A 26,834-nucleotide genomic window follows, 5' to 3' on the forward strand; every position below is an offset into this window, starting at 1 on the left:
GATCTCACGTGCTTTAAACCAATAAATCACGTGAGACTATCTACCCAAAACTATGCTTTCGAGAACAAGTACCCAGACAAGCTACGCGTTTTGAGACGCTAAGTGCATTTTCTTCGCGTGACGAATCTTCTTCTCTTCGGCAACTGCAACGAATAATAGCAATACGATACAAATAGCCGCTGAGGTATCGAGTGCAGCGAACGTTCCTTTCCAACCTGTTAAGCCGAAAATAGGTGTTCCGTCCGCAATCATACCTAAGCCAAGTTTTGCAAAGCTATCACCGATTAGGTAAGCAAACGTGCCTTTCACACCATCCGCAACGCTGATTGCTTTCTTAGGCACGAAACCTACCGCAGCAACACCAATCAGTAACTGAGGACCGAACACTAGGAAGCCCAGCACAAACAGTGATGCTAAGTACATGAACTCACTCGTTGCGTGCTGGTAGAACTCTAGTGAAACGATAATCAGACCAAGCGACACACAAGCAACCAGTGCACGACGTCCGTTCGCAAGATCAGATAGATAACCCCACATTAGCGTGCCGACCAGAGCGCCAACCTCAAACAGCGTGAAGCCTGAAATCGCGGTTTCTTTTGATAGACCTAGCTCTTGATACGCATAAACGGTAGACCATTGATCGATACCGATACGAACAATGTATAAGAAGATATTCGCGAAACAGAGTAGCCAGATCACTTTGTTTTTAAGGATGTATTCAACAAAGATCTCTTTCTTGGTCATTTGATTTTCTTCAGCGGCCGTGTCTTCTTCGCTGACTTCTTCATCAAACAATTCTTCAACCGTACCTAGACCGTATGCTTCTGGAGAGTCATTACCAAAACGCATACCAATAAAGCCAACCACAATCGCGATAATTGATGGAAATACGAACATACCAATCACGTTGCCATCAAATAGGTAGTTAGCACCAAACAAAGCAACACCAGCAGCGCCTGCACCACCCACGTTGTGTGACATATTCCAAAGGCCTAAATAAGAACCTCGCTTGTTACGAGGGGTCCATTTAGTGATGGTTGAGTAACTTGAAGGTCCACCCGTACTTTGAAAGAAACCACTCAACGCATAGAAAGCCACCATCAAGAATAAACTCGCGCTGCCGCCGCCCATACTGAAGCTAAAGCCCAACATGGCAATACCTGAAAGAACAAGCATGAATGGCAGGAACTGTTTGGTGTTTTTACCATCGGCATAATAGGAAACAACCGTCTTACCGATACCGTAAGTAATTGAGAAACCCAAACCGATAAGACCAAGATCCGTCATTGATAACCCATAAGTAGAAATCATGTCGTTTTGTGCGACATTGAAGTTCTTACGGATCAAATACATGGTTAGATAACCGATGAACACCACTAGGTAAGATTGTAGGAAGGGCTTGAACCACATTTTTCTTCTGGTTTCCACCGGAAGATCCAGTGTCGGTTTTCTAACCTGATCTAGGAACTTTAGCATTGTAAACTCTCTTATTATTGATGAGGTTTGCACGGCATATTACAGACCATGCACTCTTTGCAATTTGATAATTGAAATAATAAGGAGTCTAAAAAGCGACCACATGAGAGAGGGTCTTAGAATAACTAGGAAAAATTCTTAGTTCAGAATAAGGCATTATGAAAACGTGAAGATCATCACTTTGTTTAAAATGTGTTATCTATTGATATCGCGATAACAAAAGGCATTCATCTCAAGGCTGACGAGACTTTAAACAAACAGAAACAAGTGGATTACTTCACTTAAAAAAAAACGCCAGTATCAGTTCATCACCATCAAGCTCCATGGTATGACCGAGACTGGTTCAACGTTCATTCTTATTAAAATAGATTCAATAGGCTTGTTACGTTTCGCCGAATCGTACTATAAACGCTTACCGCTGCCGTCTTCCCACATCACTTCACACTCTTCTTTGATGGCTGCTTTTAGCAACTCTACAAGTGGAAATGCGCGGCTACCGATATTCACTGGCGCTTCAACAACTTCATCTTCGTTATCGTCGTCCGCATCGTTTGGGTCTACTGGTTGCTTCTGTTCGACCTCAAGCGCAACACGTAAATTACTCAAAGCTTGAGGTACCTCTGAAGCATCAATGGCACCAGGGATAGCGCCACTATGTCCAAGCATTTTGATGAACTGAAGACCGACCTCGCCAAACATGGTGACGCTAGAATGAGCCTTACAACTAAACGTAATTAACATAATGAGTCTCTATAAAAATAAGTTATCTGCAAACTATGTTGAGGAAATCATTGAAAAGCAAGTACATAATAATCAAGGAACTGCTAATAACCTGTCTTTCAAATACTTCACTCTAAAAGCAACTTGCACAGTCAGTGATATACATCACTATTGATAATGGCTTAATTACCTTTTCATATGAAACCTTGATAGTAATCACACTAAATAGACACCTAAGCCTCTGCGTAGCTTGTTATTTAATCTACTATTAGCACCATTATCAAAAACTTTGGCACAAATCACATGAACAGGCTAGTTGGCAGACACCTAGAAGAAATGGCAGACATACGATCCACTCGAAAGCAGAAAATTGTCTACTCCTTTTCACTGACAGCGGCCGCGCTATTCATTTTCTATATGTGGGCTTATTTCCAAGGCCAGCATTACACCCTGTCGGTTTTCGAGTTGTGTTTTGCGCTTATCGCTATCTCGAATGCCTTTTACATCAGAAAGGTTATCAACCCTGATTACTCGGAACTGATTCTGAGTGGTGTACTGCTCGTTCAGGGGGTAATTCTATTCTTGTACAGCCACGCATTACCCGACCGAATTCTTTGGCTCTACCCTATTCTGGCGGCGGTGATTTTTATCAATGACTTCCGAATTGGCATCATCTTTAGCACCTCGTTTTGCCTGTTTATCAGCACGCTGATTACAGCACTTCCTAACAACTTCTCTCTGCCTTTTAATAGCACTCATCGCTTTGTTCTCAGCTTATTTACCATGAGTTTGGTGTGTCATACCTCGGCTTATTACTACACAAAAGCAGTGAGCTATATTCAGCGTTTGTACAAAGAAGGCATTGAAGATTTAGCCTACAGAGACCAACTGACAGGGTTAGCAAACCGTTGGAGCTTTGAACGCTGGGCTGTAGAAAAGCTTGCGACAGTCGATAGTAAGCGATCGCTCACCGCATTGGTCTTTTTAGACATCGATGACTTTAAAGCCATTAACGATAGTTATGGGCACGATGTGGGCGACAGCGTATTGCAACACTTTGCCAATCGCCTGAGCAACAACATTCGAACCCGAGATCGAAAGAGTCACGAATACGATTATTCAATTGCGCGCTTTGCCGGGGATGAGTTCGTTCTGATGCTCTACGATATTCCAACTCGAAAAGACCTCGACGGTATTCTCGATAGAATATGTGGGTTATTTGAGAGCGGTTGCCAGACAAACGAAAGAATAAAAGAACTGACGCTCAGCGTTGGCGTGTCTTTGTACCCACAAGATGCAACAGAATTGCATGAGTTAACAAGATGTGCCGACAAAGCCATGTACGTAGCCAAGCATTCTGGAAAGAACCGATATGCTTATTATCACGACAACCCAGTGTCTACATTGATAGAAGAGTTACCGACGAACCTAGCTTACTCAGAATCGAATTCTTCTGAACTTGAAGATTGTCTTGAAACGAAAGTTGAAGGGAATAATGTTACGTTACTAAAAAATCACCAGCGTTAGCCTGCCATATACATAGCCCATAGGCTAACTAAACCAATAACAATAATCCAAACCACTTGTCGAATACGGCTTCGGTTTTCCCACTTAGATTTTACGGCGGTTTTAAAAGCGGCATGCTTAGCTGAGAGCATAAAAGCTGCCTCTGCCTCACGCTTTTTTACACGTCGCTTAACGGCGTGATTCGCTACTTCAGTAAAACGCTGTCCCTGCTCCGTCGTAAAGTCATTATCAAAGTCTATTCGACCTTGCCTTTCGCTATGTCTTTGCTGTACTGCCATAGCGGCCTCCTTGGCGATCTAGTCTATATTGAGTATAGACTTAATTTCATATTGTTACCTGTTCAAGATTTTCGAATAAGTCACTCAACGTTGTGCCATCTTCTTTTCAAGTCAAATTCCATAGACTAGAGCTATTAAAGTTTATGAGGGTTTCAATATGTCGAATGTAAGAGCAGTAGAGCATGTAATCTCAGCGCATGCCACCTCAGATGGCGATGGCGTCAAAATCCAGAGAGTCGCTGGTTTCAATAACGCGCGTTTCTCTCCATTTTTGATGATTGATGAACTCAAATCGGATGAAAGCAAGGACTATGTTGGTGGCTTTCCTCCCCATCCTCACCGTGGAATAGAGACGCTCACTTACATGCTCCAAGGCCACTTCCAGCACAAAGACCACATGGGAAATGTCGGAGAGCTTCGCAGCGGCGGCGCACAATGGATGGCCGCAGGTCGTGGTGTCATTCACAGTGAAATGCCAATGATGGAAGAAGGTGCGCTGCACGGCTTTCAGATTTGGATAAACCAACCATCTACCCACAAAATGCAGCCTGCGCAGTACCATGACTTCCAAAGTGAAAGTATTGCAGAGCATCAAAGTGAACAAGGCGGTTTATTACGAGTGATTGCCGGTGGATTTGAGTTACATAACCAAGCTGAGTCAGAAACTTCGCGAGCACAAGGTCCACTACAAAAGACAGGTGTGCCATTAAGTGTTGCAGATTGGCGATCTCGTTCAGGCCAAGAAGTTTCCTTAGGCACTGAGGCTAGTCACAATGCCATGGTTTATGTATACCGAGGCAGCATTCAGATCGATGGTAAAGTCATCAACCAAGGTCAACTTGCGTTACTGACCAAAGCTGAACTACTTTCTTTGAGTAGCATAGAAGATTCAGGTGTGTTGATTTTTGCTGGCCAACCGATTGATGAGCCTGTTGTGCATTATGGTCCGTTCGTCATGAACTCGATGGAAGAGATTGAACAGACTATTCAGGACTACAACAACGGCGTTTTTGATACTTACTAATGCTCGTGCTTTGAGCTTTGGTGAGCTTTGGTGAGCTTTGAAAAGAGTACTGAAGAGGCTTAACAACGAACAACGAATTTTGGTCGTCCATTTGATGACTGTAAAAACAAGTGACACTATCCACTGCCGGTTACTATCACTTATTTAACCACGCTCCTAGAGCGTGGTTTTTTCTTATTGAACAGAAGCTAATTTCAGGCTTCTATAGATACTCACACAAGTAAGCTGTTGCTTCTTTTACTTGCAGGTCGAAAGAAGAATCGCCTGCAACGTCAAAAGACTCACCAGATTGGTATGTTGTCCAATCGTCATCGCCAACACGCTTTACAATCAGAGCGCCTTTAACCACTGTCATCTTTTCAGGAGCTGCCGTACCGAATGTGTATTCGCCTGCCGCCATCACACCAACACTCACATCAGAACCAGACTGGTTAAACGCTAACGACTTAACGCCACCTTCAAAGTATGTGTTTTCTTTAATCATTGTACTTCCTTGTTATCTTCAAATTGCAGTTATTGGGCTCAACGAATAAGCCTATGCGTAAATTTAGGTGATAATTGTTTTAACCAATTCACGGCTTTCCCACAAGAAATAAATACGCATAGCTTAAGCATTTCGACAATTGAGATGCATTGATTGAACAAATAGCAACAGAAAAACTGAAAATTATCCAAAGCAACCCATTTATCTAGAACATACGATCCTGCTTCTAACTCTTATAACAATCTTTGCAAACTAAGATTTTAATTTATAGACTTAGAATGGTACAGGCTAAGAAATGAAGAGATAATGGCAAAAAAGCCCACTAAAAGCAGAGATCTATTTGCCAACTTGTTACTTTACGGCTTCCTATTAGCTGGCTTTATAATTGCCCTCACCGCAGGCTATTTTGCTTATCAAGCCCACCAGCAATCTGTCAGCCCAAGCAATGTCTATGGCACATGGATAGAGATTGCGGCGCCACCTTACAACACCGATATCCTCACACTTTCAGAGAAAGGTGTGATGATGAATCATCGCCTTATCACTACCTCATTCGATTTTGACGGTAAGATTGTCACGATCAATACAGGATCTGGAACCACCGTTTACACCGTCAGTGGTACTTACGATTCGCCTCGCTTGAAGCGACTAGAGCCAAGCGTACCATCTCAGCAATTTATTAAAGAAGGCTATGAGGATACCGCAACAGGTGATACTCATAGCATCATGCAACAACGACGGGCTTCACTAGCTGAGCAATTCAAAAGATAAACCTCGCTTCTCCTTACCCCGAGCAGCATTCGCCTTCAAATTTACTCGTCGACCTCGCTCGCTCAACAGACTTCACTTTGTGACTCTGCTTCAATCCACAGTATTTTCTTATAGTTTGTCGCACCTTTTTATAACTTCATGTCGTGAATTTTCACTTGTGAGATTTTCCTACTGAATGATATTTTATTTTATAAAACATGGACTCAGCCTCTCATTCGTTAAGCAACAGAATTGTAACAAGATACAATTTTTTAGTTGTCCATCGAAAACGGATTTATTTTCAGTTATGAAATTAAAACTCTCTCGAATACTGACGAGGAAGCTCCTTCAAAACTGACTGGAGCCGCTTATGGGGCCATTTGGTTCTCGTAACCTTCAAGGAATGAGAGAAATAGTATGATTCGTATAAATACCTGTGCTGCAAGCATTGCTCTAGCGCTATCTGGTACAGCGTTAGCTGCTCCGACAGCACCTAGCATCGACATGTACGGTTCCAACAACCTACAATTTTCAAAAATCGAACTCGCGATGGAAACCACCTCTGGCTACAACCAGATGGTTAAATATCACGATAAAGCAAAAGTCGACGTTAAGTTCAACCAATGGAGCGGAACGTCAGGAAACACGTACAACATCTACTTTGATGGCGTTAAAGTCGCCACAGGCCCAATCACAGGCAGCCAAACCACGGCTTCATTCGAATACGGCCAAGGCGGCTTATTCGATATGGAAATTGAAGCGTGTGACGAAACAGGTTGTAGCAAAAGCGCACCCGCTAAAATCACGATTGCCGATACCGATGGCGCGCACTTAGCACCGCTTGCGATGAATGTGGATCCAAACAACAAGTCATACAACACAGATCCAAACACGGTAGTCGGTACTTACTTTGTTGAATGGGGTATTTATGGTCGTGACTACACGGTAGATAACCTACCCGCTGACAACTTGACCCATATCCTTTACGGCTTCATCCCAATTTGTGGTCCTAATGAATCAGTAAAATCGGTAGGTGGAAACAGTTACAACGCCCTAATGACAGCTTGTCAGGGTGTTAATGATTACGAAGTGGTGATTCATGACCCATGGGCCGCTTTCCAGAAGAGTTTCCCTCAAGCGGGCCACGAATACAGCTCACCGATCAAGGGTAACTACGCAATGATGATGGCGCTAAAACAGCGTAATCCTGATTTGAAGATCATCCCATCGATTGGTGGCTGGACGCTGTCTGACCCATTCTTCGATTTCACCACCAAAGCAAACCGTGACACCTTTGTCGCATCAGTTAAGAAATTCCTTAACACATGGAAATTCTACGACGGTGTGGATATCGACTGGGAATTCCCTGGTGGCGGCGGTGCGGCGCCAGATCTTGGTGATCCTGTGAACGATGGCCCTGCTTACATTGCACTGATGGCTGAACTGCGTGTGATGCTAGATGAGCTAGAAGCTGAAAATGGTCGTACTTACGAACTCACATCAGCGATCGGTGTTGGTCACGATAAGATTGAAGACGTGGACTACGGCGATGCTATCCAATACATGGATTACATCTTCGCAATGACTTACGACTTCTACGGCGGTTGGAATAACGTGTTGGGTCACCAAACAGCATTGAACTGCGGTAACTTCATGCGCCCTGGTCAATGTGATGGCACAGGGCTTGATGAAAATGGCGAACCATACACAGGCCCTGCTTACACCACAGACAACGGCATCCAACTGCTTCTTGAGCAAGGTGTTCCAGCCAACAAGCTTGTTGTTGGTACAGCAATGTACGGTCGTGGTTGGGAAGGCGTATTACCATCATCACTTTCAGATCCAAGCGACCCAATGACAGGCGTGGGTAATGGCAAACTGACTGGCAGCTCTGCACAAGGTGTATGGGAAGATGGCGTTATCGATTACAAAGGTATTAAAGCGAACATGCTTGGTGCGAACAACCAAGGTATCAATGGCTTCGAATACGGCTACGACGAAATGGCAGAGGCGCCTTACGTTTGGAACCGCACTTCAGGTCAGCTGATCACATTTGATGATGACCGCTCGGTAAAAGCAAAAGGCGCGTACGTTCGTAGCCTTGGTCTTGCAGGTCTATTCTCTTGGGAAATTGATGCAGATAACGGCGATATTCTGAATGCAATGCATGAAGGTCTAGCAGGTGGCACCACCGACCCTGTAAATCGTAAACCAACTGCAGCAGCAGGTGCCGACCAATCCGTTGAAGGCCCAGCTTCTGTCTCTCTAAATGGCAGCGCTTCAAAAGACAGCGACGGCACAATTTCTAGCTACGCTTGGTCACAAGTGAGTGGAACTGCCGTAACACTGGCTAATGCCAATGCAGCTATTGCAAGCTTCGATGTTGTTGAAGTCGCACAACAAGAAACTCTATCATTCAGCCTAACCGTAACAGACAACGAAGGCGCAACGTCAACAGACACGGTTGTTGTAACGGTAAACCCTAAAGACACAGGCCCAGTCAACACAGCACCAGTTGCAGTGGTTACGGCTCCGGCTGAAGTCAATGCGGGTGATGTTGTTGTGGTTGATGCGTCAGCGTCTAGCGATGCGGATCAAGACACATTAAGCTTCACATGGGATGTACCAGCAGGTATCAACGCAACAGTACAAGGCGCTTCGGTAAGCTTTGTCGCGGCGGAATACACGCAAGATACGGTATTGAACTTCTCTGTGACAGTGAGTGATGGTACCGATACATCAGTCGCGGCTACTTCAGTGAAAGTCTTCAAGAAAACCACAGGCGGTGGCACGTGTACTAACGCTTGGGATTCAAGTGCGGTCTACACTGGTGGCGACCAAGTGACTCAAGGCGGTAAGGTTTGGGAAGCGAAATGGTGGACAACAGGTGAAGATCCAACAACGACAGGCCAATGGGGCGTGTGGAAAGAGATCGGCCCAGCAAGCTGTGCTAGCTAAGGACAAGATTAGTTAAAGCAACTAAACAACTAAACAACTAAACAACTAAGTAACTAAGTAACTAAGTAACTAAGCAAAGGCCAACTAGAGAATATCTGGTTGGCCTTTTTAGTGTTTATTTTCTTAACCTGTGTTCTGCTTGTTTGAGTAGTTAAACTTAACCAATTAAGTTATCAAAGCTCTCAAATACTTGTGGGCACTTCATCACTCGACCGTGACCTTGGCCTTGAGTGGCAATCAAGGTAACGCGGTCCATTTCAGTCGCCGCACGCTGAGACACATCAAACTTAGTAAACTTGTCTTTCTCATCATGAACGATGATCGTTTGAGACTCACGAAGCGCTAGCTTGCCATAAGGGTCAACAGACTGAATTGGGTAGTTAAATTGCTCTTCCACTTCACCGACGACCGCCTCAAAAAGCTTCATCGAGTAACCAGAACGCGCCACGCTGCCAAATAGGTTTTCGAGGTAATCAAGTACTGGAGCGATCAGCAACAGTGGTTTGTTTTCCAGCTTAACATGCTTACATTCCAACGCAGAAGCCGTACCCATGCTGTGACCAACCAAGCCTGCCACTTCGCCAACCGAATCTAGAATCGCTTCCAAGCCATTCACAAACGCAGGGATATGACCATGAACACCATCACTGCCACCATGAGCTGGATGATCGTAAGCCAGAGCCGTAAAGCCTTTCGCTGCGATATGTTCCATCAGAGGGAAGAACTGACTCGCGGTGCCAGACCAACCATGAGTCAGCACCCATACTGGGCCAGTACCCAGAGAGTAAGTTTTTAGCACGCCATCACGGCCTTTGATTTCACTCTTGATCAGCCCTTTCGGATCGGCGTTTTTTTGTTCGGTACGCATTGGGGTAAGTAATAACTTACGCGCTGTTTTCTTTGCATGGCTCGGTGCGAGAATGTAATGCAGGTTGGTTGTTGCACCAATCAAGCTGCGCTTGAAGCTGAATTTGTTCGATGTATTAAAATAGATTTTGTCACTCATGACCGTTCCTTGTATCGCCATCTTGATTGGCGGATCGAGCTCGGCCAAAAAATCGAACGACCGTGCTATTTATTGGTAGAAAAAATGGGGCAAAGCTGTTTAAAGCTGCTTGCCGCCACTTCTCTTAAAATTGTTAGACCTTACATCAGCAAAGCTCACATGCTTTGCTAACTTTATATTTTACGAGCTAAGTGTTTTACGAGCTAAGTGGTTTGCGAACTGGGTGGTTTACGAACTAAGTGGCTTACTCGTTAAACCGCTTTCCAGCTGGCGATTAAGCGCTCTACACCGCTCCAAAAATGCGTGTGGCTCGCTTGCTGCCCTCGTAACGAGTAAAACAAGTTCGCACTCAGGTAGAGACCGTATAACTCGAAGGTTGCCTGTTTCGGATCTAAGTCGGCTCTGAACTGCTTGCTCTCAACCGCTTTTGCTACCTGAATCGTCAAGTAATCAATCCAAACCGAAATGGTTTTCTGCAGCGCTTTTTGAATCACAGACGTTTCACTGCCTGCATCTTTCCAAGCATCAATAAACATGCAGCTGCCTTGGAACGAATGGTTCCAACCCAGCCAATTATCGAGCAACTGCTTCAATTTCGCTTCAATATCACCATCACCGAGCTCTCGCGCAGGAATGATGACTCTTTCAGTGAATATGGCGTTGGAATATTCGAGTACAGAGAGCTGCAGGTTCTCTTTAGAGTTAAAGTGCGCAAACAAGCCACTCTTAGACATGCCACACTGCTTGGCTAACTCGCCAATCGTCAAACTCTCAAGCCCGTTTTCACTCGCAAGCGCGAACGCATGGCTCAAAATATACTCTTTAGTTATCTTTCCCTTGCTCATTATTCACCAATAATAAATCTGATACGTTATTTTTAGCACGTTCGTTCTTTTTTTCAAGATTTTTTACCTAACCCTTGCTATTCATTTTGTCTTATCAAAGAACTATGGAAAAATGCGACAGTATTCAAAGGAAATTGAAATCGACTAACAAAGGAAAAAGAATGAACACACTTTGGGAACAGTTTGCGTTTTCGGCGTCAGTAACAGGCCCTATCTGTTTAATGCTGTTTCTTGGTGTGATGCTCAAGCGAATTGGCTTAATCAATGACAACTTCATTGATGTCGCATCCAAGGTGGTGTTTCAAGTCACTCTACCCGCGATGCTATTTCTCAGCATTGTTCAGTCTAACCACGATTTTGCCGCAAGTGGAAAGCTCGTCATTTTTGGCTTGTTAGCCAACCTTGCCTTCTTCGTGTTCACCACTATCAGCACTAAAATGGCTTTTAAAAAACCTCAAGATCAAGGTGTGATAGTGCAAGGTGGCTTTCGTGCCAACACCGCTATTATCGGACTTGCTTATGTTGCCAATATATACGGCAACGATGGTGTCGCACTCGCTGCTCTTTATGTCGCCTCCTTGACGGTACTCTATAATATTCAGGCTGTTATCGCGCTCACTCCAAAGGGCCAAGAATCGGGTGACAAAGCCATTCAAGTCATCGTTAAAACACTCACCAAAAACCCTTTGATTATCTCGATCGCCTTAGGTGTATTGTTCTACTTACTATCGATTCCAGTGCCGAAAATGGTGACTGATGCAGGGCAATATTTCGCTAACATGACCTTACCGTTAGCCCTTTTGTGCACGGGAGGGTCACTTGATATTCGCTCGCTGAAAAAAGATAAGAGCCCAACTTGGTTCTCTACCGGATACAAACTGGTTTTGGCTCCGCTACTGATCACGCTAGCTGCCCTGTTCTTCGGTTTTAGAGGGTTAGATCTTGGTCTTATCTTCTTGATGAGCGCCGCACCAACAGCTGCGGCGAGCTATGTTATGGCACGTGCGATGGGCGGGAATTCAACATTGGCAGCCAACATTATCGCGCTCACCACCGTCGTTTCACTTATCACTTGTACGCTTGGCATTTTCGTACTTACTGCAATGGGTTTAATATAGCTGCGACAAGCTTCAAAGAATCAATATAAGCCTTAAAACAAAGCTCGCAACCCTTGATTTAGCGCTAACTGATTCAATAAAAAGGCTGTTAGATTCTACGAAAATTTTCTTAGAGATCTGATATGTCTTCCGTTCAACATACGCCTTCACAACGCATTGCCAGTATTGAGTTGGGTCGAGTGATTGCTATCTTGGCGATCATTGGCTTACATGGCCAAATGGCACTTACTTATTGGCAAATCAATGAAGTGCCTTGGATTGGTTATGTGCTTAACCAAACCGCTCGCTTTGCTGTGCCTCTTTTCTTCCTTATCTCAGGGTATCTGATTCAACCTAAGCTCACTGCATCACCTTGGACAACCGTGGTCAACTACTCTAAACCACTCCTCAAGGTTTGGGTGGTTTGGAGCATCATTTGCCTAGTCATGCCATTCAACCTTGCAAAGGTGGAAGAGTTCGGTTACTTAGGCGAACGCCAAGACTATTGGGGCTTTTTAATGAACACCCCGCTCAACTCTTTCTTGGAGGGTGGATTGGTTCATTTATGGTTTATTCCCGCTCTCGTATGTGCCGTTTTGATCATCGCTCTAATGGTCGAAATGAAACTCGACAAACTGCTATTACCAACGGCGATTGTACTTTACGTCTATGGTGTTTTGGCGGGCAGCTACGCGAGCTTGACCGATCTGAGCGCGCCTTTCTTTACTCGTAACGGCCCGTTCTTTAGCACGTTAATGGTGACCTTAGGCTTCCTCATTCGTCAGAATCAATGGAAGGTGTCATCAACTAAAGCGTTGGGATTACTCGCGTTAGGCATGTTGATTCACTTTACTGAGGCGGCATGGCTCACCACATTCGACGTCGGATTCAACATGAATGATTTCTTGTTTGGTACGGCACTATGGGGAATGGGCGTGTTTATGTGGCTTTTGGCTAATCCAAACATCGGCGACTACGCGTGGGTTCACGCGATCTCGAATCGAATGCTAGGCATCTACGTTTGCCATTTACTGATCATTATCGTGCTGTTCAATGTCTGCGGAGTATTCGAGATTACTGAGTTAACAAAAGACGTGACCGTATTCCTTGGCACTGTATTGTTGAGCTTCGGGTTAGTTGTTGGAATCGAAAAAACACCATTAAGACGTGTGCTACTGCGCTAGGGCGTGCCTAAAACTATCAGCTAAATCAGTGTTAAAAAGCCACTAAAAATAAAGGCAAGATAACTTAATATCTTGCCTTTATTTCATCATTGGAGCTGAGATTATCTCACTCGAAAGGTGTTATAAGAACGCCATCGCGCCTTTACCTACCCCTTCATAAGCCACGATTTGTAATGACTGGTTTTCTGCCAAGCTTGGAGCCACTTGATCCGCGATATAGCCTGCCAGCAATTCCACCGTGGTATCGGTTGGTAAGATTTCCGTTTCGCTCTTAGCAATCGCTAGCTCAAATTCACCTTGTGGCGCCGTGTAGCTGAATCCATAGTGACTTTCATCATTAGCACTTTGCGCGTGTTCACTCAGGTTCAGTGATGAAACCGAAACTTGGTCTTCTTTAGATCCTAGGTAGATGTCTTCCCAACGCTGAGCAAATGCCTGCTCGCGCTGTTCGTCACGTTGACCATCAACCATAATTTCGACTGGAGAACGGTGACCATGCGCGATGCGCTGACAGTTGCCATCGTGCTTTTTCAAGCCATGAGTATAGTGGTAGAACGCGCCATTAATGTTTTCATGGCGAAGGGTAATCTCTAACCCTGTGACGTTACTTGGAAGGTTGTCGCGAAGAATATCATAAACGTGCGCGGTTACACTCTCGATGGTGATCGCTTCAGCATCAATCAGGCAGTAGGCTTCATCAGGGCAGTGCAAGTGTAGGCTCTTGTCACCACGCAGCACATCTACCTTAGAGTAACCAGCTTTGCTTGCTTGATGCACGATTGCAGCGTTTTTCATTGGCAGCAGTAAGCGGTGGTCAACATGTTGATCAACCAGCTGTTTGATCTGCTTTTTGACTCGGCTAAAGTCCAACACCATGCTCATTTCGTTCAGTTCACCAGACATGGTGACATCTAAAATCCAACTATCTCCTACGACCCCTCTGTGTTCACAGATGTATGAAGAATCGATAACGGTAAGGTCTCTTACAAATAGGTTCAAGTGGAACTCCTTAGTGCTTTAATGAGATACGGGAGGCTGAATAATGTTCAGCAGGCACTTCGTCTCATTGATGTCTGATAAAATAGGACGGGCAGGATGTTACAACGAGCTTATAAAGTCCACCTTTTTACACCGTCATTCGAGAAATGAACAAACTACGCTCAATTTCCGCTAAAACATAGGCTAGTCTCATGCCAATAGCCATATTGCAGGTAGGGTTGCCAACGCTTCACGACACATTTTGCTTTAGCCATAAACGTGGCGACATTCCCGCGACATGCTGAAAAGCACGCGAGAATCCAGAATAGCTGTTGTACCCCACTTCGTCCGCCACCCAATTGATGGGCTTGTTCTGCAACAGCTACGCTCTAAGTTCTAGCATTCAACGTATATCCATTGCCCATTAATAAAAACGGAAGCGACCGAACGCTTCCGTTTTCATTGTGGAGGTCCCAAAATAGTCAACGCCCAAGCTATTGGCAACACGTACAAAACCTATTTATATTCTATACTCCTAACAGATAAGCTTTTCTTTTCATGGAAGAATAATGATATTACCTAGGATTTTGGTACTCGGACTCTACGCGTTATCAACGAGCATTTATGCTGCCCCGTGGCAGTTCGTAAAAAGTGAAGACGGCATCGTCATTCATAAAAGGCCACACAGTGAAGGCTTGGTAGAAATACGCGCCCAAATGCAAACGCCCACTACTTACTCTGGTTTCTTACTGCTATTGGAAGACAGTCAAAACGTGCCGAACTGGATAGATAATGTGTCGGAAAGTCGTGTGTTGATGCAAATCTCTGATGCGGAAAACATCGTCTATACCCAATTTAAAGCGCCATGGCCAGCCCGAGATAGAGACATGGTGACCTACTCGAAATACCGTGTTGAGGATGGTCAGTTTGTTTTAGAGATTAAGGATGCCTCCAACTATTTAGCGAAAGAGTCGGGATACATTCGAATCTACGATGTGGATGCGCTTTGGACGCTGCAACCGCTCACTAATGGCAACAGTTACATCACCTATACCGCTTATGCGAATGCGGGCGGCATCTTGCCAAATTGGTTAATGAATAAGTTATCGATAGGCAGTGCGCTGAACACCTTTAAAGGGTTAAAAGAGCAGCTACCCAAGTACCAAGGCCAACAGCACCCGAGCCTGCCAAGCGAGTCTCGCTAGCGATAAAGATGCCGATACCAATAATGGAAAGAGAAAACCACTAAGGTTTGTAGTTAAGGTCTTCTTGCTAGGTCTCGAGCTAAAATAAGTGCCAAGCCAAACACCTGCAGAAACAAGGCGATGTTCTTGTAGAACGCCATTTTCTCATCGAGCCTCTGGATTAACTCAACCAATGTCAGGTTATCCAAATAGTAATCATCGATTCGAGTGCGCTGCGATTCTTGGGCGCTGTTTATCAATTTCATCAGCTTAGGTAAGTTATCCAAAGAGATCGTCGGCACCTCATCACTCACCCAGCGTCTGAGTTGCCCACGCAGAGCTTCATCGAGCACAGTGGCAGGTTGAGGCGCTTCTGCTGACAGTTTATCAAGGTGAATCAGAATCGCTTCACGCTTACGCTCTAGGGTTTCAATCGTATTCCAAGCCAATTGTATCGAATACACATTGCCGTATTTGCGATCGTTGTATTCCGCTTTCTCAGCTTCAATTTCATCGAGCACCAAGCTCGACATGACAATCGCCATGACGTTGAGTATGAGACCTGCAAGGACAATCGCCCAAGCAGGAGGAAGGCGCAATGCCATAATGCTCCCTAGAACATTTTATCAAAAGGTAGGTAAACTAAGTTTAGGACAATCAAAGAGATCATGCAGATAAGCGTTAACACCATGCCCACTTTTCGACCTTTGAAGTTCTTCGCCAAAATGCCTTTTGCATGAATCACTCGCCCTAGAATAAACGCCACACCCAGTACATGAATAAGCCATACATCGGCACCATTCATCTCTAACAATCCCATCAAGATAACCGTGATTGGGATGTAATCCATTGCGTTACTTTGTGCCGAGCGTGCTATCTGCAACGACTCAACACCGCCATCGGCATGAGCAACAAGATTGATTCGCCTCTGCTTAATAACTTCAATCGCTAACCAAATCATTACGACCGTCAGCAAAGCTGCGTAAAGTGCTGTTACCATCATATTTTCCTATTACTTGGAGTTTGTTGGGTGTGTTTCACCTGCCGATTGACTGGAGAGGTCAACATCGAAGGATATTCACGCCCGAACACTTGTAAGAGATCTCTCACATCAAACGTAAGAGATCACAATCAAGCTTCGCAGAAAAATCCTAAAATACAAACCCAAGCCCTTGTTTTGTATGAATCCACGCATATTTCTTTTGGTTAGCGAGGATATTTATTTACCCAAGTGAATTGCGACCAAAGCCCTTAGAGGGTTTAATACACATGTCGACAGGGAGTTGGCAGGAACAGGAAAAAGCCTAACGGATTAGGTATCTTCAGGATGAAGATTTGATGACTTAGGATGAGTTATCAGCAAGGAAGTAATGCTCTAGGATAGAGTCACTTGTCAGGATGATGAGTTAGTAAGGACACCGCTAGGACGGCGATGAATTGGATAGGTTAATGGATTTAGCCAAGTCAAGGAACGATGCAGGGAGCATGCGTTACCTTATTGAAAAATAAGTAACAACGTCAGTAGCAGGATGGCTACGAAAAAGAACAGAACCCGTTTGGTGAAAACCAAACGGGTTTTCCTTTTTCTAAAGCTTATAAAGATTCAGAAGTCAGACTACAGGATGATGTTCATCAAGAACATCGCGCCAAATGCGTTCAATACCGAAATCGCGATCATCACTGGGATGTAACGACCTTCAGTTCCGATTGGTCCCATAATACGGCCCATGTATTGCACCTGAGAACCCATCAGGTAGATAGCTGGTGCCAAAATAGCAATGTGGTTGCCGTTTAAGATGCCTTGGTCAAACAGCGTGATAACCACACCTACAGCACCACCCATCGACATCCACGCACCAATCAATACTGCAGCAGCTTCACCTGGTAAACCAAACACCGCCATGATTGGAGCAAATACGCTGCCCATCAGATCCAATGCACCCGTAATCTGCAATGCCTTGATAATCACAAACGCCATCAGAACATTTGGCACGGTCGAGGTGGTCGCAATAACCCAACCTTTCTTAGCACCTTCAACGAAAATATCAGTCACCATAGGTTTCTTTGCTTTAACTTCGCTCATTATGCTACTTCCTCTTCCAGTTTTTGTTCTTTGTCTGATTTTGGTTTGTCTTCTTTGCCTTCAGTCATGTTGAGGTAAATGCGGAACAGGTTTGCACCGACAAACTTGAAGATGAACATCACCGCCACAGCAAGACCGATTGACGAGGTTACCGCCAAAGAGCCATCCATCGCAGTTAGAGTGAACAACACGGCACCCGACGAGAAGAAGTTAACGATCGCGGCACCTGCCGTGAACTGGAACATAGTAAAGACATCGGTTTCACGCTTAGTTAGATGCCCTTCATCTTTTAGCTGACGCGTCATCGCTGCGCCCGCATCGGTACTTTGCAGAGAAGCGATCAATGCCAAGCCTGAGTTACCCGGAATACCCATCAGAGGGCGAAGTAAAGGAGTAAGCAGTTTGCGAGCCGCATCCAGCGCACCATAGTGCTCAAGTACGTTGATCATACCCAGTGCAAACATCACGGTCGGAATAAGTGTCAAAGCAAAAATGAAACCGTCGCGAGCACCACTACCGCCTTTACCACGCAGAGAGGTGGTCGCCGCTTGGATGCCATCGGCCGTTTCACTCACATCGTAAGCGACCTTACCGAATGAACCGTTGAGCGTTGTAAAATCGAACACGCCATACCATTCATTCGACTGCATTAAGCCAGAGAAGAACACAATCGCAAAGGCGAGTGCGATGTAACTGCCGATCGTGACTTTACGATCGGTTTTGGTTGGATTAGTCATAAGGACCTCTATACATCTCGCTTATGTGGAACAGAACACATATAGATAGTGCAAACTAATGAGCAAAAGGTTAATGACCAAAATCAAATAGCATATAAATTCATTAAAAACACCAATTGAAATATATAAAACTGTGATTTAAATTTAAACCCAGACTCAAAAACCAAAAAAAATCAATAACTCAATATAAAAAACCAATATAAACCACACCAATAACCTAGCTGTACATAAATAACGAAGCCCTATCGATAGATTAGCTAAGGCAACCTTTTAACCATAATCTATTGAATTATTAAGATATCTATCACACCCCACATGGTTATTTAGGTCTACGCTTTTACCCGTGTTAATGACTTATTAACTTCGGAGCGTAATCCATGTTAGGTATCCAGCTTTCTGCTGTTCTCTCTTTGTTTTTCTTTTCTACAGTAGCGAGCGCTGCCACATCGCAGTTAGGAGAACCTCTCAAGCTCACCAGCTCCTTTGCTGGCTACCTATCACTGACCATTTTCGTCATCGCCTACATAGTCGTGATGATGGAAGAATATCTTAAGCTCCGAAAGTCCAAGCCTGTGTTACTCGCAGCAGGTCTCATCTGGATCATCATTGGTTTCACCTATCAAGAACACAACCTTGTTGAAGTGGCTAAACAAGCACTCGAACACAACCTACTCGAATACGCCGAATTACTGCTTTTCCTATTGGTCGCGATGACGTACATCAGCGCTATGGAAGAGAGAAGACTGTTTGACGCGCTTCAAGCTTGGATGGTCGGCAAAGGCTTTAACTTCCGTTCACTGTTCTGGTTAACCGGTATTTTGGCGTTCTTTATCTCCCCTATTGCAGACAACCTCACCACCGCTCTTTTGATGTGCGCCGTGGTTCTCAAGGTCGCGGGATCCAACCCTAAATTCGTCAACCTTGCCTGTGTGAATATCGTGATTGCCGCCAACGCTGGCGGGGCATTCAGCCCGTTCGGCGACATCACAACGCTCATGGTGTGGCAGGCCGGTTACGTGAGCTTTACTGAGTTTCTTCCGTTGTTCATTCCTTCTGTGATGAACTATTTGGTACCAGCCTTAATCATGTCGTATTTTGTTCCCACAACACAGCCCGACACCGTGCATCAACATGTCGTACTCAAGCGTGGCGCAAGACGTATCGTGTTCTTCTTTATTATGACGATTGCGACCGCGGTTGCTTTCCACGCTGTACTCCATTTCCCTCCAGTCATGGGCATGATGATGGGCCTCGCCTATCTACAATTCTTTGGCTATTTCTTGCGTAAAACTCTGCCGAATTCTCTAGCGAAGAAGAAAGCGGTGGCGATTGCCAATAACGATGAAGGTGCCCTGAAACGACTTGGGTCTGTGGTGCCATTTGATGTGTTTCGCAGAGTCTCACATGCCGAGTGGGACACATTGCTGTTCTTCTACGGAGTAGTAATGTGTGTTGGTGGATTGAGCTTGCTTGGGTATTTAGAGCTGGCCTCTGGCGTGATGTACAGTCAATGGGATCCAATTTGGGCCAACATCATGGTTGGGATCTTATCCGCAATTGTCGATAACATTCCGGTGATGTTTGCAGTCCTATCCATGGAACCACAAATGTCGATTGGTAACTGGTTATTGATTACCTTAACGGCAGGTGTCGGCGGCAGCTTATTATCGATTGGTAGTGCGGCTGGCGTGGCATTAATGGGCGCGGCGCATGGTAAATACACCTTCTTCGGTCACTTGAAGTGGATGCCAGTGATCATGATTGGTTACGCGGTCAGTATCGCCGCTCACCTGTGGTTGAATGGTGCTCTTTTCTAATTAGATGAACCTTTGGTCGGCTTCTCAACTCGTGTCCAGACATTGCTCAATTGCTTCGCTGGACACGTATTGCAAGTAAGCACTTCTCCTTGATACTGAATTCGCATCACCAAATCTGAATCCGTTCTGCTGCTTCCTGAGTTCAGCTCAATGATGATCAAGTCATCGTCAACACTATAACTGCGTGTAACTGTGTTATCCGTGGTTTGATAGGTCACTTGTCCCGATTCAAAAAGCAGATAACTTTCATTATCCGCGTTCTCGTACATGCCTTTAAACAAGAGAAGCTGTGGGACTTCGAAGGGTCGACTGGTATCGGTTAAACAACCCGTCAGCAATAGCACGCTACTGCAGCCGATGATCAAAGAGTGATGGCTATTCATTTGGGCATCCTTGCCTAGAGAACATGGTTAAAAGGATATGCAACCAAACAGGTATTTTCCACAAAGTGACGATTTTATTGCAAAGTCACGCTTACAGAACTCCTTGTATTCACTAGCCATTGATACTCAACGTCACCAGTCATTCCCATTGAATAACGGTTTAATCTTCTGCGCTTCCCTCAATAACCAACAAGCGCTGTTTGCGCTCTACACCGCCCGCATACCCTGTCAGTTTGCCATTTTTACCAATAACGCGGTGACACGGCACAATCACTGACACCGGATTTTTACCATTGGCTAAACCCACCGCACGCACCGCTTTCGGGTTACCGATCGCTTCAGCCAATTGAGCGTAGCTCCATGTTTCTCCATAAGGGATGGTAATGAGAGCTTGCCAAACCGACTGTTGAAACGGCGTTCCCTTGGCGGCGATCGGTACATCAAACTGAACGGCCTCACCAGAAAAATAACGATTAAGTTGCTCAGTGACCAACTCAAAGATAGGAAAGTTATCGTCTTGATCGCCCAACTGATCTGGCTTTGTGGTATGGATTTCAAACCAAGCGCCAAGCAAACCTTGCTCATTAGCTTGCAAAGTAATGATGCCTAATGGGCTCTCATAATAAGTAAAACGATTAGCCATGGTATCTCCTAGCTTAATATTCCGATTAAGATTGATTCCAACAATGGAATGTGGCGTAACTGCCCCACGGCGACACGCTTTGTGCATTAATAGCAGGACGATGCTCGATGAATTTCTTCACCACCAAATCACCGACTAGCAAATGATTAGGTTCGCTCAAGCCCCGAAGCAGCGCGTATTGAATCGTCCATAGTCCAATGCCTTTTAGATCAATCCATTTAGAAGGATGCTCAGCTTCGTTGTCGACCATGTATTCAGCAAAACGCTTTAGGGTTTCCTTGCGACTTCCCGGCATTCTTAAAAAGCTCACATCCGCCTCAGCGATCTGTTTTGGTGTCGGAAAGTAAGTTTTCTTATCTGTATCAGAAAGCTCTCTAACCAATAAATTTAGCTGACCAATCGCCGCAGTGACCGACACTTGCTGCCCGAGAATAGCCCTTACTCCGGCCTCCCAAGCACTCCACACCCCAGGGATACGAATGCCGCTTTTAGCGACCAAATTAGGGTCGATAGTTGTGAAGAAGGCCTCGACCTTGGCAATGTCGACATCCAGGTCAAACATGCGTCGGATATTCGCAATCAAGCTTCTTAGTTGATTGATATCCTCCAACTCAAACTCAATATCCAAGCGGTTATCTTTAACTAAAGTAGCCTTGAACCAGCCCTTCGAACCGTTCACATTCACCGTGCGCTGGTAATAGTGCTCACCGACCTCTTCTATGCCTTCAATCATTCTTCGTCGGTAGAAAGCCAACAGGTGTTGCCAATCTAACGAGCCATGAAAACCGAGCTGAATGTGATTACTCAAGTTGTTGTTTGGCTTAGAACGTCGGATTTGACTTGGTGAAAGCTTCAGCTCTTTTAGAAAGGCATCATTAAAGCGGCGCGTGCTATTAAAACCACTCGCAAAGCCGACATCGGTAATACTCATGCTACTGGTGTGCAGCAACTGCTTAGCAAACATCAATTGGCTATAAAGGCTATATTGCTTAGGTGACACCCCGATGTAATTGTCGAATAAGGTTCGCAAGTAGCGGTCGGAAATGCCTAAACGGGTCGCAAGATCGACGATTGAACCCGTATTCAGTGCGCCGTTGTCAATCAACTGCAATGCGCGCAAGAAAGTGGTTTCAACGCCCTTCCATGCCGGAGAGAAAGGCGCGCTGTCTGGTCGACAACGCAAACAAGGACGATAACCAGCCTTTAGTGCCTGAGCTTGATGAGAAAAATACTCAACGTTCTCTTCTTTTGGTGGACTCGCAGGGCAAATAGGACGACAGAAGATCCCGGTCGTTTTCACCGCCGTAAAAAACATCCCATCAAAGCGAGCATCTCGCGCATATCGAGCTAAATGGCACTGCTCACTCGTTAAGGTACTGTTGTTATGGATATTTTTCGACATGATGTGTTCTTCCCATTTGCCATGATTTTGGCTCCGATAATTAAAAGTTTACCGTGAACGACCAGAGTCGCTAGCCACTTTCGGAAGCGAAGGTTATATAAATCACAAAAAAGGGTTTTAATTTTATTCAATTCGACTAAATTTAACCTAGAGAAGGCATTCTTCTCACAACGTCAACGATAGGTACTTAGCACGCCAAAGATGCAGAGACCTATCGAATATAAAAAGGAAAAGGCTATGGTTCTTCACACGTGTCGTATTGTTTTATCAAACCAGCAGGTTCTCACCAGTCAATCAGTCGAACAGTCTCTAAGCTTTCTTGAAGGCAAAGCGGATAACGGGATTTCTAAGATTGAGATTGACGCAACGGATGGCCACACAATCCATTCGTACATGTCACACTCTCTCGAAGAGTCTATTGAGAATCTAATGAACCTATAAGTGTTTACACTATAGAGCCTTTAAATAGGGCTAGGGATACCAGGCTTAAACGATTTTATTGGAATGAGAAACGATCTCTAATTCAGAAAAGAAGTACATCTCTGGTTTAAAACAAAAATGGCACCTAACTAGTTAGGTGCCATTTTTTTATCTCGTCAACAAAGCATATTGCTGGCTGCGCGTGCTATTACTCTGGCGTCTGCTCAGCCGCTTGTTGCAACGTATAAGCGGTCGATGGGTCAATCTCATTAACCAATTTCTCAACCTGCATGATCGCATCCACCGAGGTACTGCTTTTGCGGTAGCTTAGGTAAATTGGGCGATACCAGTCTTCCACCCCTTTCACCTTATGTAGCTGGCCCGAATCGATAAAAGGTTCGACTAGAGAGACTGGCAAATACGCACTGCCACCTTTCTCTAAAATGAAATCGAGGGCAATACGCGCGGTTGAAGTACGTAGGTATGGCGCGGGTACTTTAGGGTGACGCTCTGCGTGTTCAGAACCAAAGCGCGTGCCCCAATCAACATAAACGTATTTATGTTGGAACACCGATTCCAGATCATCTTGCTGGGTTGATACCAACACCAACACCAGGTCTGCGACTTTTTTACAGTTCAGCTCTTCCGCTTTGATCTGATCGAAAGCGAAAGCCATATCTAAGGTTCGCTCTAGCAAATTACGGTTCAGCTGCTCACGCCCCATCACCTCGGCCATAAAGCCGTAACCACCAAAAGAATCAGTTACAACACTCAAACAATTTTGCAGATACGCATCCCAAATATTCGGTGTACCACCCAGTGTTAACTGCAAAGCTTTACCACTCTCCAACGACAACTCAAATTTAGCTTGTTGTAAGTTAGATACCATCACTTCAGCATAACCAATCAAACGCTCACCGGAAGAGGTGAGCTTGATGTTATTGCGATCACGAATGAAGAGCTGAGTATCAAAATAGCCTTCTAGCTGTTTGATACGCGCACTCACCGCCGCCTGTGTCAGATACAAATTTTCTGCTGCACGCCCAAAGTGGCGCACTCTTGCAACCTCCAGAAAGGTTTTAAATACTTTCACATCCATCAAATACATCTCTGTAATAAATCTGCTAACTAGCCGATCTAGGATTGTTTATCGTAAAGGCAAAAATATTTTGTTTTCTATTTTAGCCTTTTAACAATATGTTCACGTTAGCGATAAACACTAATTTCTATCTAACCACATTACTGAGGCTGATATGTCTGAGACCGAATTCCGACACGGAAAAAAACGTTTTTATGACACCATTAAATTCCCACGAGGGTTCGCTAAGTCGGGTGATTTTACTCTGTCAGAAGAGGAAATCCTAACCTTGTTTGGTGACACTATGCTTGCACTTGAGACTGGTGAATTAACACCAACCAATGCAGAAGAAAAGCACTTCATCAAAGTGTTGTCTCACCCTCATAAGGCAAAGTCCAAGTTAGAGCGTGTTTGGTTGAAGTACATTCAACTGGCTCGTGGACGCCGTCGCTTTCATACCCTAAACGGCTGCAAACGCGGCGAAGTGCCTAGGGAAGAATACGAAAGTGAGTTAGTGTTAGAAGATTAGTAAAATAGCTCAAAGTGATACCTCTTCACTTTGGGCTTTTTTGCCTTCACGGTTTACACTTCAAGCTCGCTTTTTCTTCGTAATAGCTAAGTTTAGCTAACCTGTTCGGTTTTACCAATATTTATAGATAATTCATAGCGATAGCGTGAATCAACATCTATCCCTAGCCATTAAGGTGGGTATCTAACCCAGCTAAATTCTTCTAACCTCGCTTAACAACTTCCTTTTATCACGATAGTGGCACATTGCCATCATTATTTTTCACGCCACAACTATACTCTCAAAGCACGTGAGCACGTTGTAGCTCTTTAATGCGCCAAAGCTTATAAATCTGCAGAAACACACAGACCCTTTCAGGCACTGAATCAAATCAACATTCCTGTATATGACAAGCGTATTAAGCTTGTTTAACACCACCAAATATCCATACAATTATTGTGCAATTTTGAGAGTTCTAGTCACAGATACGACGAAAAAAGCAAAAACTTGACCTAAAACAATAGCGGAACTCGATAACTTATTTTATAATGCGAATTAATGTTTCAGAACACTATAAAATTTAATTTCTAGGGGCAAAATCAATGAGACTTATTCCATTAAGCAACAAAGCTAAAGTAGGTAAATGGGCTGCTCGTCACATCGCAGATTCTATCAACAAGTTCGCTCCAACTGCTGAGCGTCCATTTGTACTAGGTCTTCCTACTGGTAGCACACCTCTAACTACTTACGCTGAGCTAATTGAACTTTACAAAGCTGGCGAAGTTAGCTTCAAGCACGTTGTAACATTCAACATGGATGAGTACGTTGGTATCGAACCAAACCACCCAGAGTCTTACCGCACATTCATGCACGAGAACTTCTTCAACCACGTTGATATCCAAGCAGAAAACATCAACCTGCTAGACGGTCAAGCTGAAGACATCGATGCTCACTGTGCAGCATACGAAGAGAAAATCCGTTCTTACGGCAAAATCAACCTATTCATGGGCGGCGTAGGCATCGACGGTCACATCGCATTCAACGAACCAGGTTCTTCTCTATCTTCACGCACTCGTATCAAAACGTTGACTGAAGACACTCGTATCGCGAACTCTCGTTTCTTCGATGGCGACATCAACCAAGTTCCTAAATACGCACTAACTATCGGTGTTGCTACTCTTCTAGACGCTGAAGAAGTAATGATCCTTTCTCTAGGCCACAACAAAGCGCAAGCGCTTCAAATGGCTATCGAAGGTTCTGTAAACCATATGTGGACTGTTACAGCTCTACAGATGCACCGTAAAGCTATCATCGTTGCTGATGAGCCAGCTCAACAAGAGCTTAAAGTTAAGACTCTACGCTACTTCCAAGAGCTAGAAGCTGAAAACATCCAAGACCTATAATCTAAGGTTTTGTTGAATCAAAAAAGCCACTGTATGTGGCTTTTTTTGTGCCTGAAATTCACGGTCCGTAAACCGAGCAACCAAAAGACTATGATTAAGGAATAGAGTTTATAGGTGGAGGGAGTGATAACTAAGAAGGTCGGATAAAAAACTAAGATAAATACTGAAGCGAATACAAAAAAGCGACTCCTCTAGCAAGAGAAATCGCAATAACTGTAAATTCTAGTATGGGTAAAACAGGTTGTAGCGAGCCGAATTGTAAAGAAAACGCTGAATAACGAAAACTAAGAACTCAAAGCGTTATCGCGGCATAAGGTGTTGATGATGTCCGTGATAGCCAAAACGATCGTCGACTTCACTTTCTGATGGTGTCTGCCCAAGAACATTTGAAGCATAGGACCAGACATGGTTTCCACCATCTCTGCATCATATTCGATAGGCATAATACGCTGAATAGCGTGTACCTTGTTAAGCTCAAAAATAACGTCAACTTCCGTGAAGCTGGTGTCTTCACCTTGTATTTTCGCCCACTCTTTCAAGGTTACGAAAACCTCTAAATCGTCATAAAGCTCTTTGCTGATCACACCAAGCCCTAATAGAAGCTTACCGCGAACCATGATCTCGCCTAAAGGCCCACCACTGTTGAGTAGTGGCTCGACAACGAATTTAATCGCCGTGTCGTCTTTCTTAAAAATGTTTTTTAAAACCGCATCCACCGTGTCATCCAATGCATCATAAGCTGCCATTAGGCAGGCGCCAGCGCTCTCAGCTTCTGATAGGGCTTCGAGTAATTCAGTTTCGTGGCTAGGATGTATTGGCATAACGGCTCGGTAATAAGAAAGTGCCACA

Annotated in this window: 27 protein-coding genes and 1 pseudogene; 11 read left to right on the plus strand and 17 right to left on the minus strand. The window is 44.6% G+C overall.

Going from position 1 to position 26,834, the window contains the following annotated elements; translation table 11 throughout:
* Positions 1–81: 81 nt before the first annotated feature.
* Both uhpT and L1D22_RS05450 read right to left on the minus strand, forming a co-directional pair.
* Positions 82–1,476, minus strand: a complete 1,395-nt coding sequence (gene uhpT / locus L1D22_RS05445; RefSeq protein WP_052879412.1) for a hexose-6-phosphate:phosphate antiporter — start codon at positions 1,474–1,476, stop codon at positions 82–84.
* Between the two features lie 402 nt (positions 1,477–1,878).
* Positions 1,879–2,217, minus strand: a complete 339-nt coding sequence (locus L1D22_RS05450) for a DUF1840 domain-containing protein (RefSeq protein WP_239828976.1) — start codon at positions 2,215–2,217, stop codon at positions 1,879–1,881.
* A gap of 315 nt (positions 2,218–2,532) precedes the next feature.
* On the opposite strand from L1D22_RS05450, the gene L1D22_RS05455 reads away from it, so the two are divergent.
* Positions 2,533–3,723 (plus strand): GGDEF domain-containing protein, encoded by a 1,191-nt coding sequence (locus L1D22_RS05455; RefSeq protein ID WP_239829034.1) that lies wholly within the window; start codon positions 2,533–2,535, stop codon positions 3,721–3,723.
* On the opposite strand, the gene L1D22_RS05460 is transcribed toward L1D22_RS05455, so the two are convergent.
* Positions 3,720–4,001, minus strand: a complete 282-nt coding sequence (locus tag L1D22_RS05460) for a hypothetical protein (protein WP_239828977.1) — start codon at positions 3,999–4,001, stop codon at positions 3,720–3,722. The two genes, L1D22_RS05455 and L1D22_RS05460, sit on opposite strands and share 4 nt — an antisense overlap.
* 157 nt (positions 4,002–4,158) lie before the next feature.
* On the opposite strand from L1D22_RS05460, the gene L1D22_RS05465 reads away from it, so the two are divergent.
* A complete protein-coding gene (locus L1D22_RS05465) occupies positions 4,159–5,025 on the plus strand; it encodes a pirin family protein (protein ID WP_239828978.1) in 867 nt (288 codons plus the stop codon).
* Positions 5,026–5,227: 202 nt separating this feature from the next.
* Here the strand turns inward: L1D22_RS05465 and L1D22_RS05470 are convergent, their stop codons facing one another.
* The gene (locus tag L1D22_RS05470; protein WP_239828979.1) at positions 5,228–5,509 is read right to left on the minus strand and encodes a pyrimidine/purine nucleoside phosphorylase; all 282 of its coding nucleotides are present in this window, start codon (positions 5,507–5,509) and stop codon (positions 5,228–5,230) included.
* 306 nt (positions 5,510–5,815) lie between these two features.
* Between L1D22_RS05470 and L1D22_RS05475 the strand changes: the two genes are divergently transcribed.
* Both L1D22_RS05475 and L1D22_RS05480 read left to right on the plus strand, forming a co-directional pair.
* Positions 5,816–6,280 (plus strand): DUF2850 domain-containing protein, encoded by a 465-nt coding sequence (locus tag L1D22_RS05475; RefSeq protein ID WP_239828980.1) that lies wholly within the window; start codon positions 5,816–5,818, stop codon positions 6,278–6,280.
* A gap of 396 nt (positions 6,281–6,676) precedes the next feature.
* Positions 6,677–9,217, plus strand: a complete 2,541-nt coding sequence (locus tag L1D22_RS05480) for a glycosyl hydrolase family 18 protein (protein ID WP_239828981.1) — start codon at positions 6,677–6,679, stop codon at positions 9,215–9,217.
* Between the two features lie 157 nt (positions 9,218–9,374).
* On the opposite strand, the gene L1D22_RS05485 is transcribed toward L1D22_RS05480, so the two are convergent.
* Positions 9,375–10,223: an alpha/beta hydrolase gene (locus L1D22_RS05485; protein WP_239828982.1), complete on the minus strand. Its 849-nt coding sequence runs from the start codon at positions 10,221–10,223 to the stop codon at positions 9,375–9,377.
* 251 nt (positions 10,224–10,474) lie between these two features.
* On the minus strand, positions 10,475–11,068 hold the full coding sequence (locus tag L1D22_RS05490) for a TetR/AcrR family transcriptional regulator (RefSeq protein WP_008216752.1): 594 nt from the start codon (positions 11,066–11,068) through the stop codon (positions 10,475–10,477).
* 161 nt (positions 11,069–11,229) lie between these two features.
* Between L1D22_RS05490 and L1D22_RS05495 the strand changes: the two genes are divergently transcribed.
* Together L1D22_RS05495 and L1D22_RS05500 are read left to right on the plus strand one after the other, a co-directional pair.
* Complete coding sequence (locus L1D22_RS05495; protein WP_239828983.1) at positions 11,230–12,186, plus strand: AEC family transporter; 957 nt, start codon at positions 11,230–11,232, stop codon at positions 12,184–12,186.
* Between the two features lie 122 nt (positions 12,187–12,308).
* Entirely contained in the window at positions 12,309–13,349 is a 1,041-nt protein-coding gene (locus L1D22_RS05500; RefSeq protein WP_239828984.1) for an acyltransferase family protein, read from the plus strand.
* Positions 13,350–13,469: 120 nt separating this feature from the next.
* On the opposite strand, the gene L1D22_RS05505 is transcribed toward L1D22_RS05500, so the two are convergent.
* Positions 13,470–14,348: a 6-carboxytetrahydropterin synthase gene (locus L1D22_RS05505; RefSeq protein WP_239828985.1), complete on the minus strand. Its 879-nt coding sequence runs from the start codon at positions 14,346–14,348 to the stop codon at positions 13,470–13,472.
* A gap of 229 nt (positions 14,349–14,577) precedes the next feature.
* Positions 14,578–14,709 (minus strand): annotated as a pseudogene (locus tag L1D22_RS05510) (AraC family transcriptional regulator); the annotation flags it as partial.
* Between the two features lie 187 nt (positions 14,710–14,896).
* Between L1D22_RS05510 and L1D22_RS05515 the strand changes: the two are divergent.
* Positions 14,897–15,532 carry an START domain-containing protein gene (locus L1D22_RS05515; RefSeq protein WP_239828986.1) on the plus strand — a complete coding sequence of 212 codons (636 nt, stop codon included), beginning with the start codon at positions 14,897–14,899 and terminating at the stop codon, positions 15,530–15,532.
* Between the two features lie 53 nt (positions 15,533–15,585).
* On the opposite strand, the gene L1D22_RS05520 is transcribed toward L1D22_RS05515, so the two are convergent.
* The 4 genes from L1D22_RS05520 to L1D22_RS05535 all read right to left on the minus strand — a co-directional run bounded on the left by L1D22_RS05520 (position 15,586) and on the right by L1D22_RS05535 (position 18,331).
* Positions 15,586–16,116 carry a DNA mismatch repair protein gene (locus tag L1D22_RS05520; RefSeq protein WP_239828987.1) on the minus strand — a complete coding sequence of 177 codons (531 nt, stop codon included), beginning with the start codon at positions 16,114–16,116 and terminating at the stop codon, positions 15,586–15,588.
* Between the two features lie 8 nt (positions 16,117–16,124).
* Positions 16,125–16,511 (minus strand): MAPEG family protein, encoded by a 387-nt coding sequence (locus L1D22_RS05525; RefSeq protein WP_176679000.1) that lies wholly within the window; start codon positions 16,509–16,511, stop codon positions 16,125–16,127.
* Between the two features lie 615 nt (positions 16,512–17,126).
* A complete protein-coding gene (locus L1D22_RS05530; protein ID WP_004737023.1) occupies positions 17,127–17,594 on the minus strand; it encodes a YjiG family protein in 468 nt (155 codons plus the stop codon).
* Complete coding sequence (locus tag L1D22_RS05535; RefSeq protein WP_239828988.1) at positions 17,594–18,331, minus strand: nucleoside recognition domain-containing protein; 738 nt, start codon at positions 18,329–18,331, stop codon at positions 17,594–17,596. The genes L1D22_RS05530 and L1D22_RS05535 overlap by 1 nt, the downstream gene beginning before the upstream one ends.
* Positions 18,332–18,708: 377 nt before the next feature.
* Between L1D22_RS05535 and nhaD the strand changes: the two genes are divergently transcribed.
* A complete protein-coding gene (gene nhaD / locus L1D22_RS05540; protein WP_239828989.1) occupies positions 18,709–20,148 on the plus strand; it encodes a sodium:proton antiporter NhaD in 1,440 nt (479 codons plus the stop codon).
* Here nhaD and L1D22_RS05545 read toward each other — a convergent pair.
* The 3 genes from L1D22_RS05545 to L1D22_RS05555 all read right to left on the minus strand — a co-directional run bounded on the left by L1D22_RS05545 (position 20,145) and on the right by L1D22_RS05555 (position 22,576).
* The gene (locus L1D22_RS05545) at positions 20,145–20,531 is read right to left on the minus strand and encodes a hypothetical protein (RefSeq protein ID WP_239828990.1); all 387 of its coding nucleotides are present in this window, start codon (positions 20,529–20,531) and stop codon (positions 20,145–20,147) included. The two genes, nhaD and L1D22_RS05545, sit on opposite strands and share 4 nt — an antisense overlap.
* A gap of 160 nt (positions 20,532–20,691) precedes the next feature.
* Positions 20,692–21,174 (minus strand): methylated-DNA--[protein]-cysteine S-methyltransferase, encoded by a 483-nt coding sequence (locus tag L1D22_RS05550; RefSeq protein ID WP_239828991.1) that lies wholly within the window; start codon positions 21,172–21,174, stop codon positions 20,692–20,694.
* Between the two features lie 25 nt (positions 21,175–21,199).
* Positions 21,200–22,576 carry an AlkA N-terminal domain-containing protein gene (locus tag L1D22_RS05555; protein WP_239828992.1) on the minus strand — a complete coding sequence of 459 codons (1,377 nt, stop codon included), beginning with the start codon at positions 22,574–22,576 and terminating at the stop codon, positions 21,200–21,202.
* Positions 22,577–22,813: 237 nt separating this feature from the next.
* On the opposite strand from L1D22_RS05555, the gene L1D22_RS05560 reads away from it, so the two are divergent.
* The gene (locus L1D22_RS05560; RefSeq protein ID WP_017630337.1) at positions 22,814–23,017 is read left to right on the plus strand and encodes a hypothetical protein; all 204 of its coding nucleotides are present in this window, start codon (positions 22,814–22,816) and stop codon (positions 23,015–23,017) included.
* Positions 23,018–23,204: 187 nt separating this feature from the next.
* Here L1D22_RS05560 and L1D22_RS05565 read toward each other — a convergent pair whose 3' ends face one another.
* A complete protein-coding gene (locus tag L1D22_RS05565) occupies positions 23,205–24,095 on the minus strand; it encodes a LysR family transcriptional regulator (RefSeq protein ID WP_239828993.1) in 891 nt (296 codons plus the stop codon).
* Between the two features lie 154 nt (positions 24,096–24,249).
* Here L1D22_RS05565 and L1D22_RS05570 point away from each other — a divergent pair, with 154 nt between their 5' ends.
* The gene (locus L1D22_RS05570) at positions 24,250–24,603 is read left to right on the plus strand and encodes a DUF413 domain-containing protein (RefSeq protein ID WP_010432477.1); all 354 of its coding nucleotides are present in this window, start codon (positions 24,250–24,252) and stop codon (positions 24,601–24,603) included.
* Positions 24,604–25,184: 581 nt separating this feature from the next.
* Positions 25,185–25,985: a glucosamine-6-phosphate deaminase gene (gene nagB, locus L1D22_RS05575; RefSeq protein WP_132969293.1), complete on the plus strand. Its 801-nt coding sequence runs from the start codon at positions 25,185–25,187 to the stop codon at positions 25,983–25,985.
* Positions 25,986–26,269: 284 nt separating this feature from the next.
* Here nagB and L1D22_RS05580 read toward each other — a convergent pair whose 3' ends face one another.
* Positions 26,270–26,806 (minus strand): MltR family transcriptional regulator, encoded by a 537-nt coding sequence (locus L1D22_RS05580; RefSeq protein WP_206598100.1) that lies wholly within the window; start codon positions 26,804–26,806, stop codon positions 26,270–26,272.
* Positions 26,807–26,834 lie beyond the last annotated feature (28 nt).

This window comes from Vibrio sp. Isolate34, from assembly GCF_022397915.1.
Taxonomy (GTDB): Bacteria; Pseudomonadota; Gammaproteobacteria; order Enterobacterales; family Vibrionaceae; genus Vibrio.

What these genes read in the sequence shown, in the direction of transcription:
- L1D22_RS05520 (WP_239828987.1), bottom strand. Translation starts at nt 16,116, where the DNA reads ATGGCATTGCGCCTTCCTCCTGCTTGGGCGATTGTCCTTGCAGGTCTC.
- L1D22_RS05470 (WP_239828979.1), bottom strand. Translation starts at nt 5,509, where the DNA reads ATGATTAAAGAAAACACATACTTTGAAGGTGGCGTTAAGTCGTTAGCG.
- L1D22_RS05545 (WP_239828990.1), bottom strand. Translation starts at nt 20,531, where the DNA reads ATGAATAGCCATCACTCTTTGATCATCGGCTGCAGTAGCGTGCTATTG.
- uhpT (WP_052879412.1), bottom strand. Translation starts at nt 1,476, where the DNA reads ATGCTAAAGTTCCTAGATCAGGTTAGAAAACCGACACTGGATCTTCCG.
- L1D22_RS05450 (WP_239828976.1), bottom strand. Translation starts at nt 2,217, where the DNA reads ATGTTAATTACGTTTAGTTGTAAGGCTCATTCTAGCGTCACCATGTTT.
- L1D22_RS05570 (WP_010432477.1), top strand. Translation starts at nt 24,250, where the DNA reads ATGTCTGAGACCGAATTCCGACACGGAAAAAAACGTTTTTATGACACC.
- L1D22_RS05530 (WP_004737023.1), bottom strand. Translation starts at nt 17,594, where the DNA reads ATGAGCGAAGTTAAAGCAAAGAAACCTATGGTGACTGATATTTTCGTT.
- L1D22_RS05555 (WP_239828992.1), bottom strand. Translation starts at nt 22,576, where the DNA reads ATGTCGAAAAATATCCATAACAACAGTACCTTAACGAGTGAGCAGTGC.
- L1D22_RS05465 (WP_239828978.1), top strand. Translation starts at nt 4,159, where the DNA reads ATGTCGAATGTAAGAGCAGTAGAGCATGTAATCTCAGCGCATGCCACC.
- L1D22_RS05565 (WP_239828993.1), bottom strand. Translation starts at nt 24,095, where the DNA reads ATGGATGTGAAAGTATTTAAAACCTTTCTGGAGGTTGCAAGAGTGCGC.
- L1D22_RS05485 (WP_239828982.1), bottom strand. Translation starts at nt 10,223, where the DNA reads ATGAGTGACAAAATCTATTTTAATACATCGAACAAATTCAGCTTCAAG.
- L1D22_RS05475 (WP_239828980.1), top strand. Translation starts at nt 5,816, where the DNA reads ATGGCAAAAAAGCCCACTAAAAGCAGAGATCTATTTGCCAACTTGTTA.
- nagB (WP_132969293.1), top strand. Translation starts at nt 25,185, where the DNA reads ATGAGACTTATTCCATTAAGCAACAAAGCTAAAGTAGGTAAATGGGCT.
- L1D22_RS05560 (WP_017630337.1), top strand. Translation starts at nt 22,814, where the DNA reads ATGGTTCTTCACACGTGTCGTATTGTTTTATCAAACCAGCAGGTTCTC.
- L1D22_RS05460 (WP_239828977.1), bottom strand. Translation starts at nt 4,001, where the DNA reads ATGGCAGTACAGCAAAGACATAGCGAAAGGCAAGGTCGAATAGACTTT.
- L1D22_RS05535 (WP_239828988.1), bottom strand. Translation starts at nt 18,331, where the DNA reads ATGACTAATCCAACCAAAACCGATCGTAAAGTCACGATCGGCAGTTAC.
- L1D22_RS05515 (WP_239828986.1), top strand. Translation starts at nt 14,897, where the DNA reads ATGATATTACCTAGGATTTTGGTACTCGGACTCTACGCGTTATCAACG.
- L1D22_RS05550 (WP_239828991.1), bottom strand. Translation starts at nt 21,174, where the DNA reads ATGGCTAATCGTTTTACTTATTATGAGAGCCCATTAGGCATCATTACT.
- L1D22_RS05580 (WP_206598100.1), bottom strand. Translation starts at nt 26,806, where the DNA reads ATGCCAATACATCCTAGCCACGAAACTGAATTACTCGAAGCCCTATCA.
- L1D22_RS05495 (WP_239828983.1), top strand. Translation starts at nt 11,230, where the DNA reads ATGAACACACTTTGGGAACAGTTTGCGTTTTCGGCGTCAGTAACAGGC.
- L1D22_RS05455 (WP_239829034.1), top strand. Translation starts at nt 2,533, where the DNA reads ATGGCAGACATACGATCCACTCGAAAGCAGAAAATTGTCTACTCCTTT.
- L1D22_RS05500 (WP_239828984.1), top strand. Translation starts at nt 12,309, where the DNA reads ATGTCTTCCGTTCAACATACGCCTTCACAACGCATTGCCAGTATTGAG.
- nhaD (WP_239828989.1), top strand. Translation starts at nt 18,709, where the DNA reads ATGTTAGGTATCCAGCTTTCTGCTGTTCTCTCTTTGTTTTTCTTTTCT.
- L1D22_RS05525 (WP_176679000.1), bottom strand. Translation starts at nt 16,511, where the DNA reads ATGGTAACAGCACTTTACGCAGCTTTGCTGACGGTCGTAATGATTTGG.
- L1D22_RS05490 (WP_008216752.1), bottom strand. Translation starts at nt 11,068, where the DNA reads ATGAGCAAGGGAAAGATAACTAAAGAGTATATTTTGAGCCATGCGTTC.
- L1D22_RS05480 (WP_239828981.1), top strand. Translation starts at nt 6,677, where the DNA reads ATGATTCGTATAAATACCTGTGCTGCAAGCATTGCTCTAGCGCTATCT.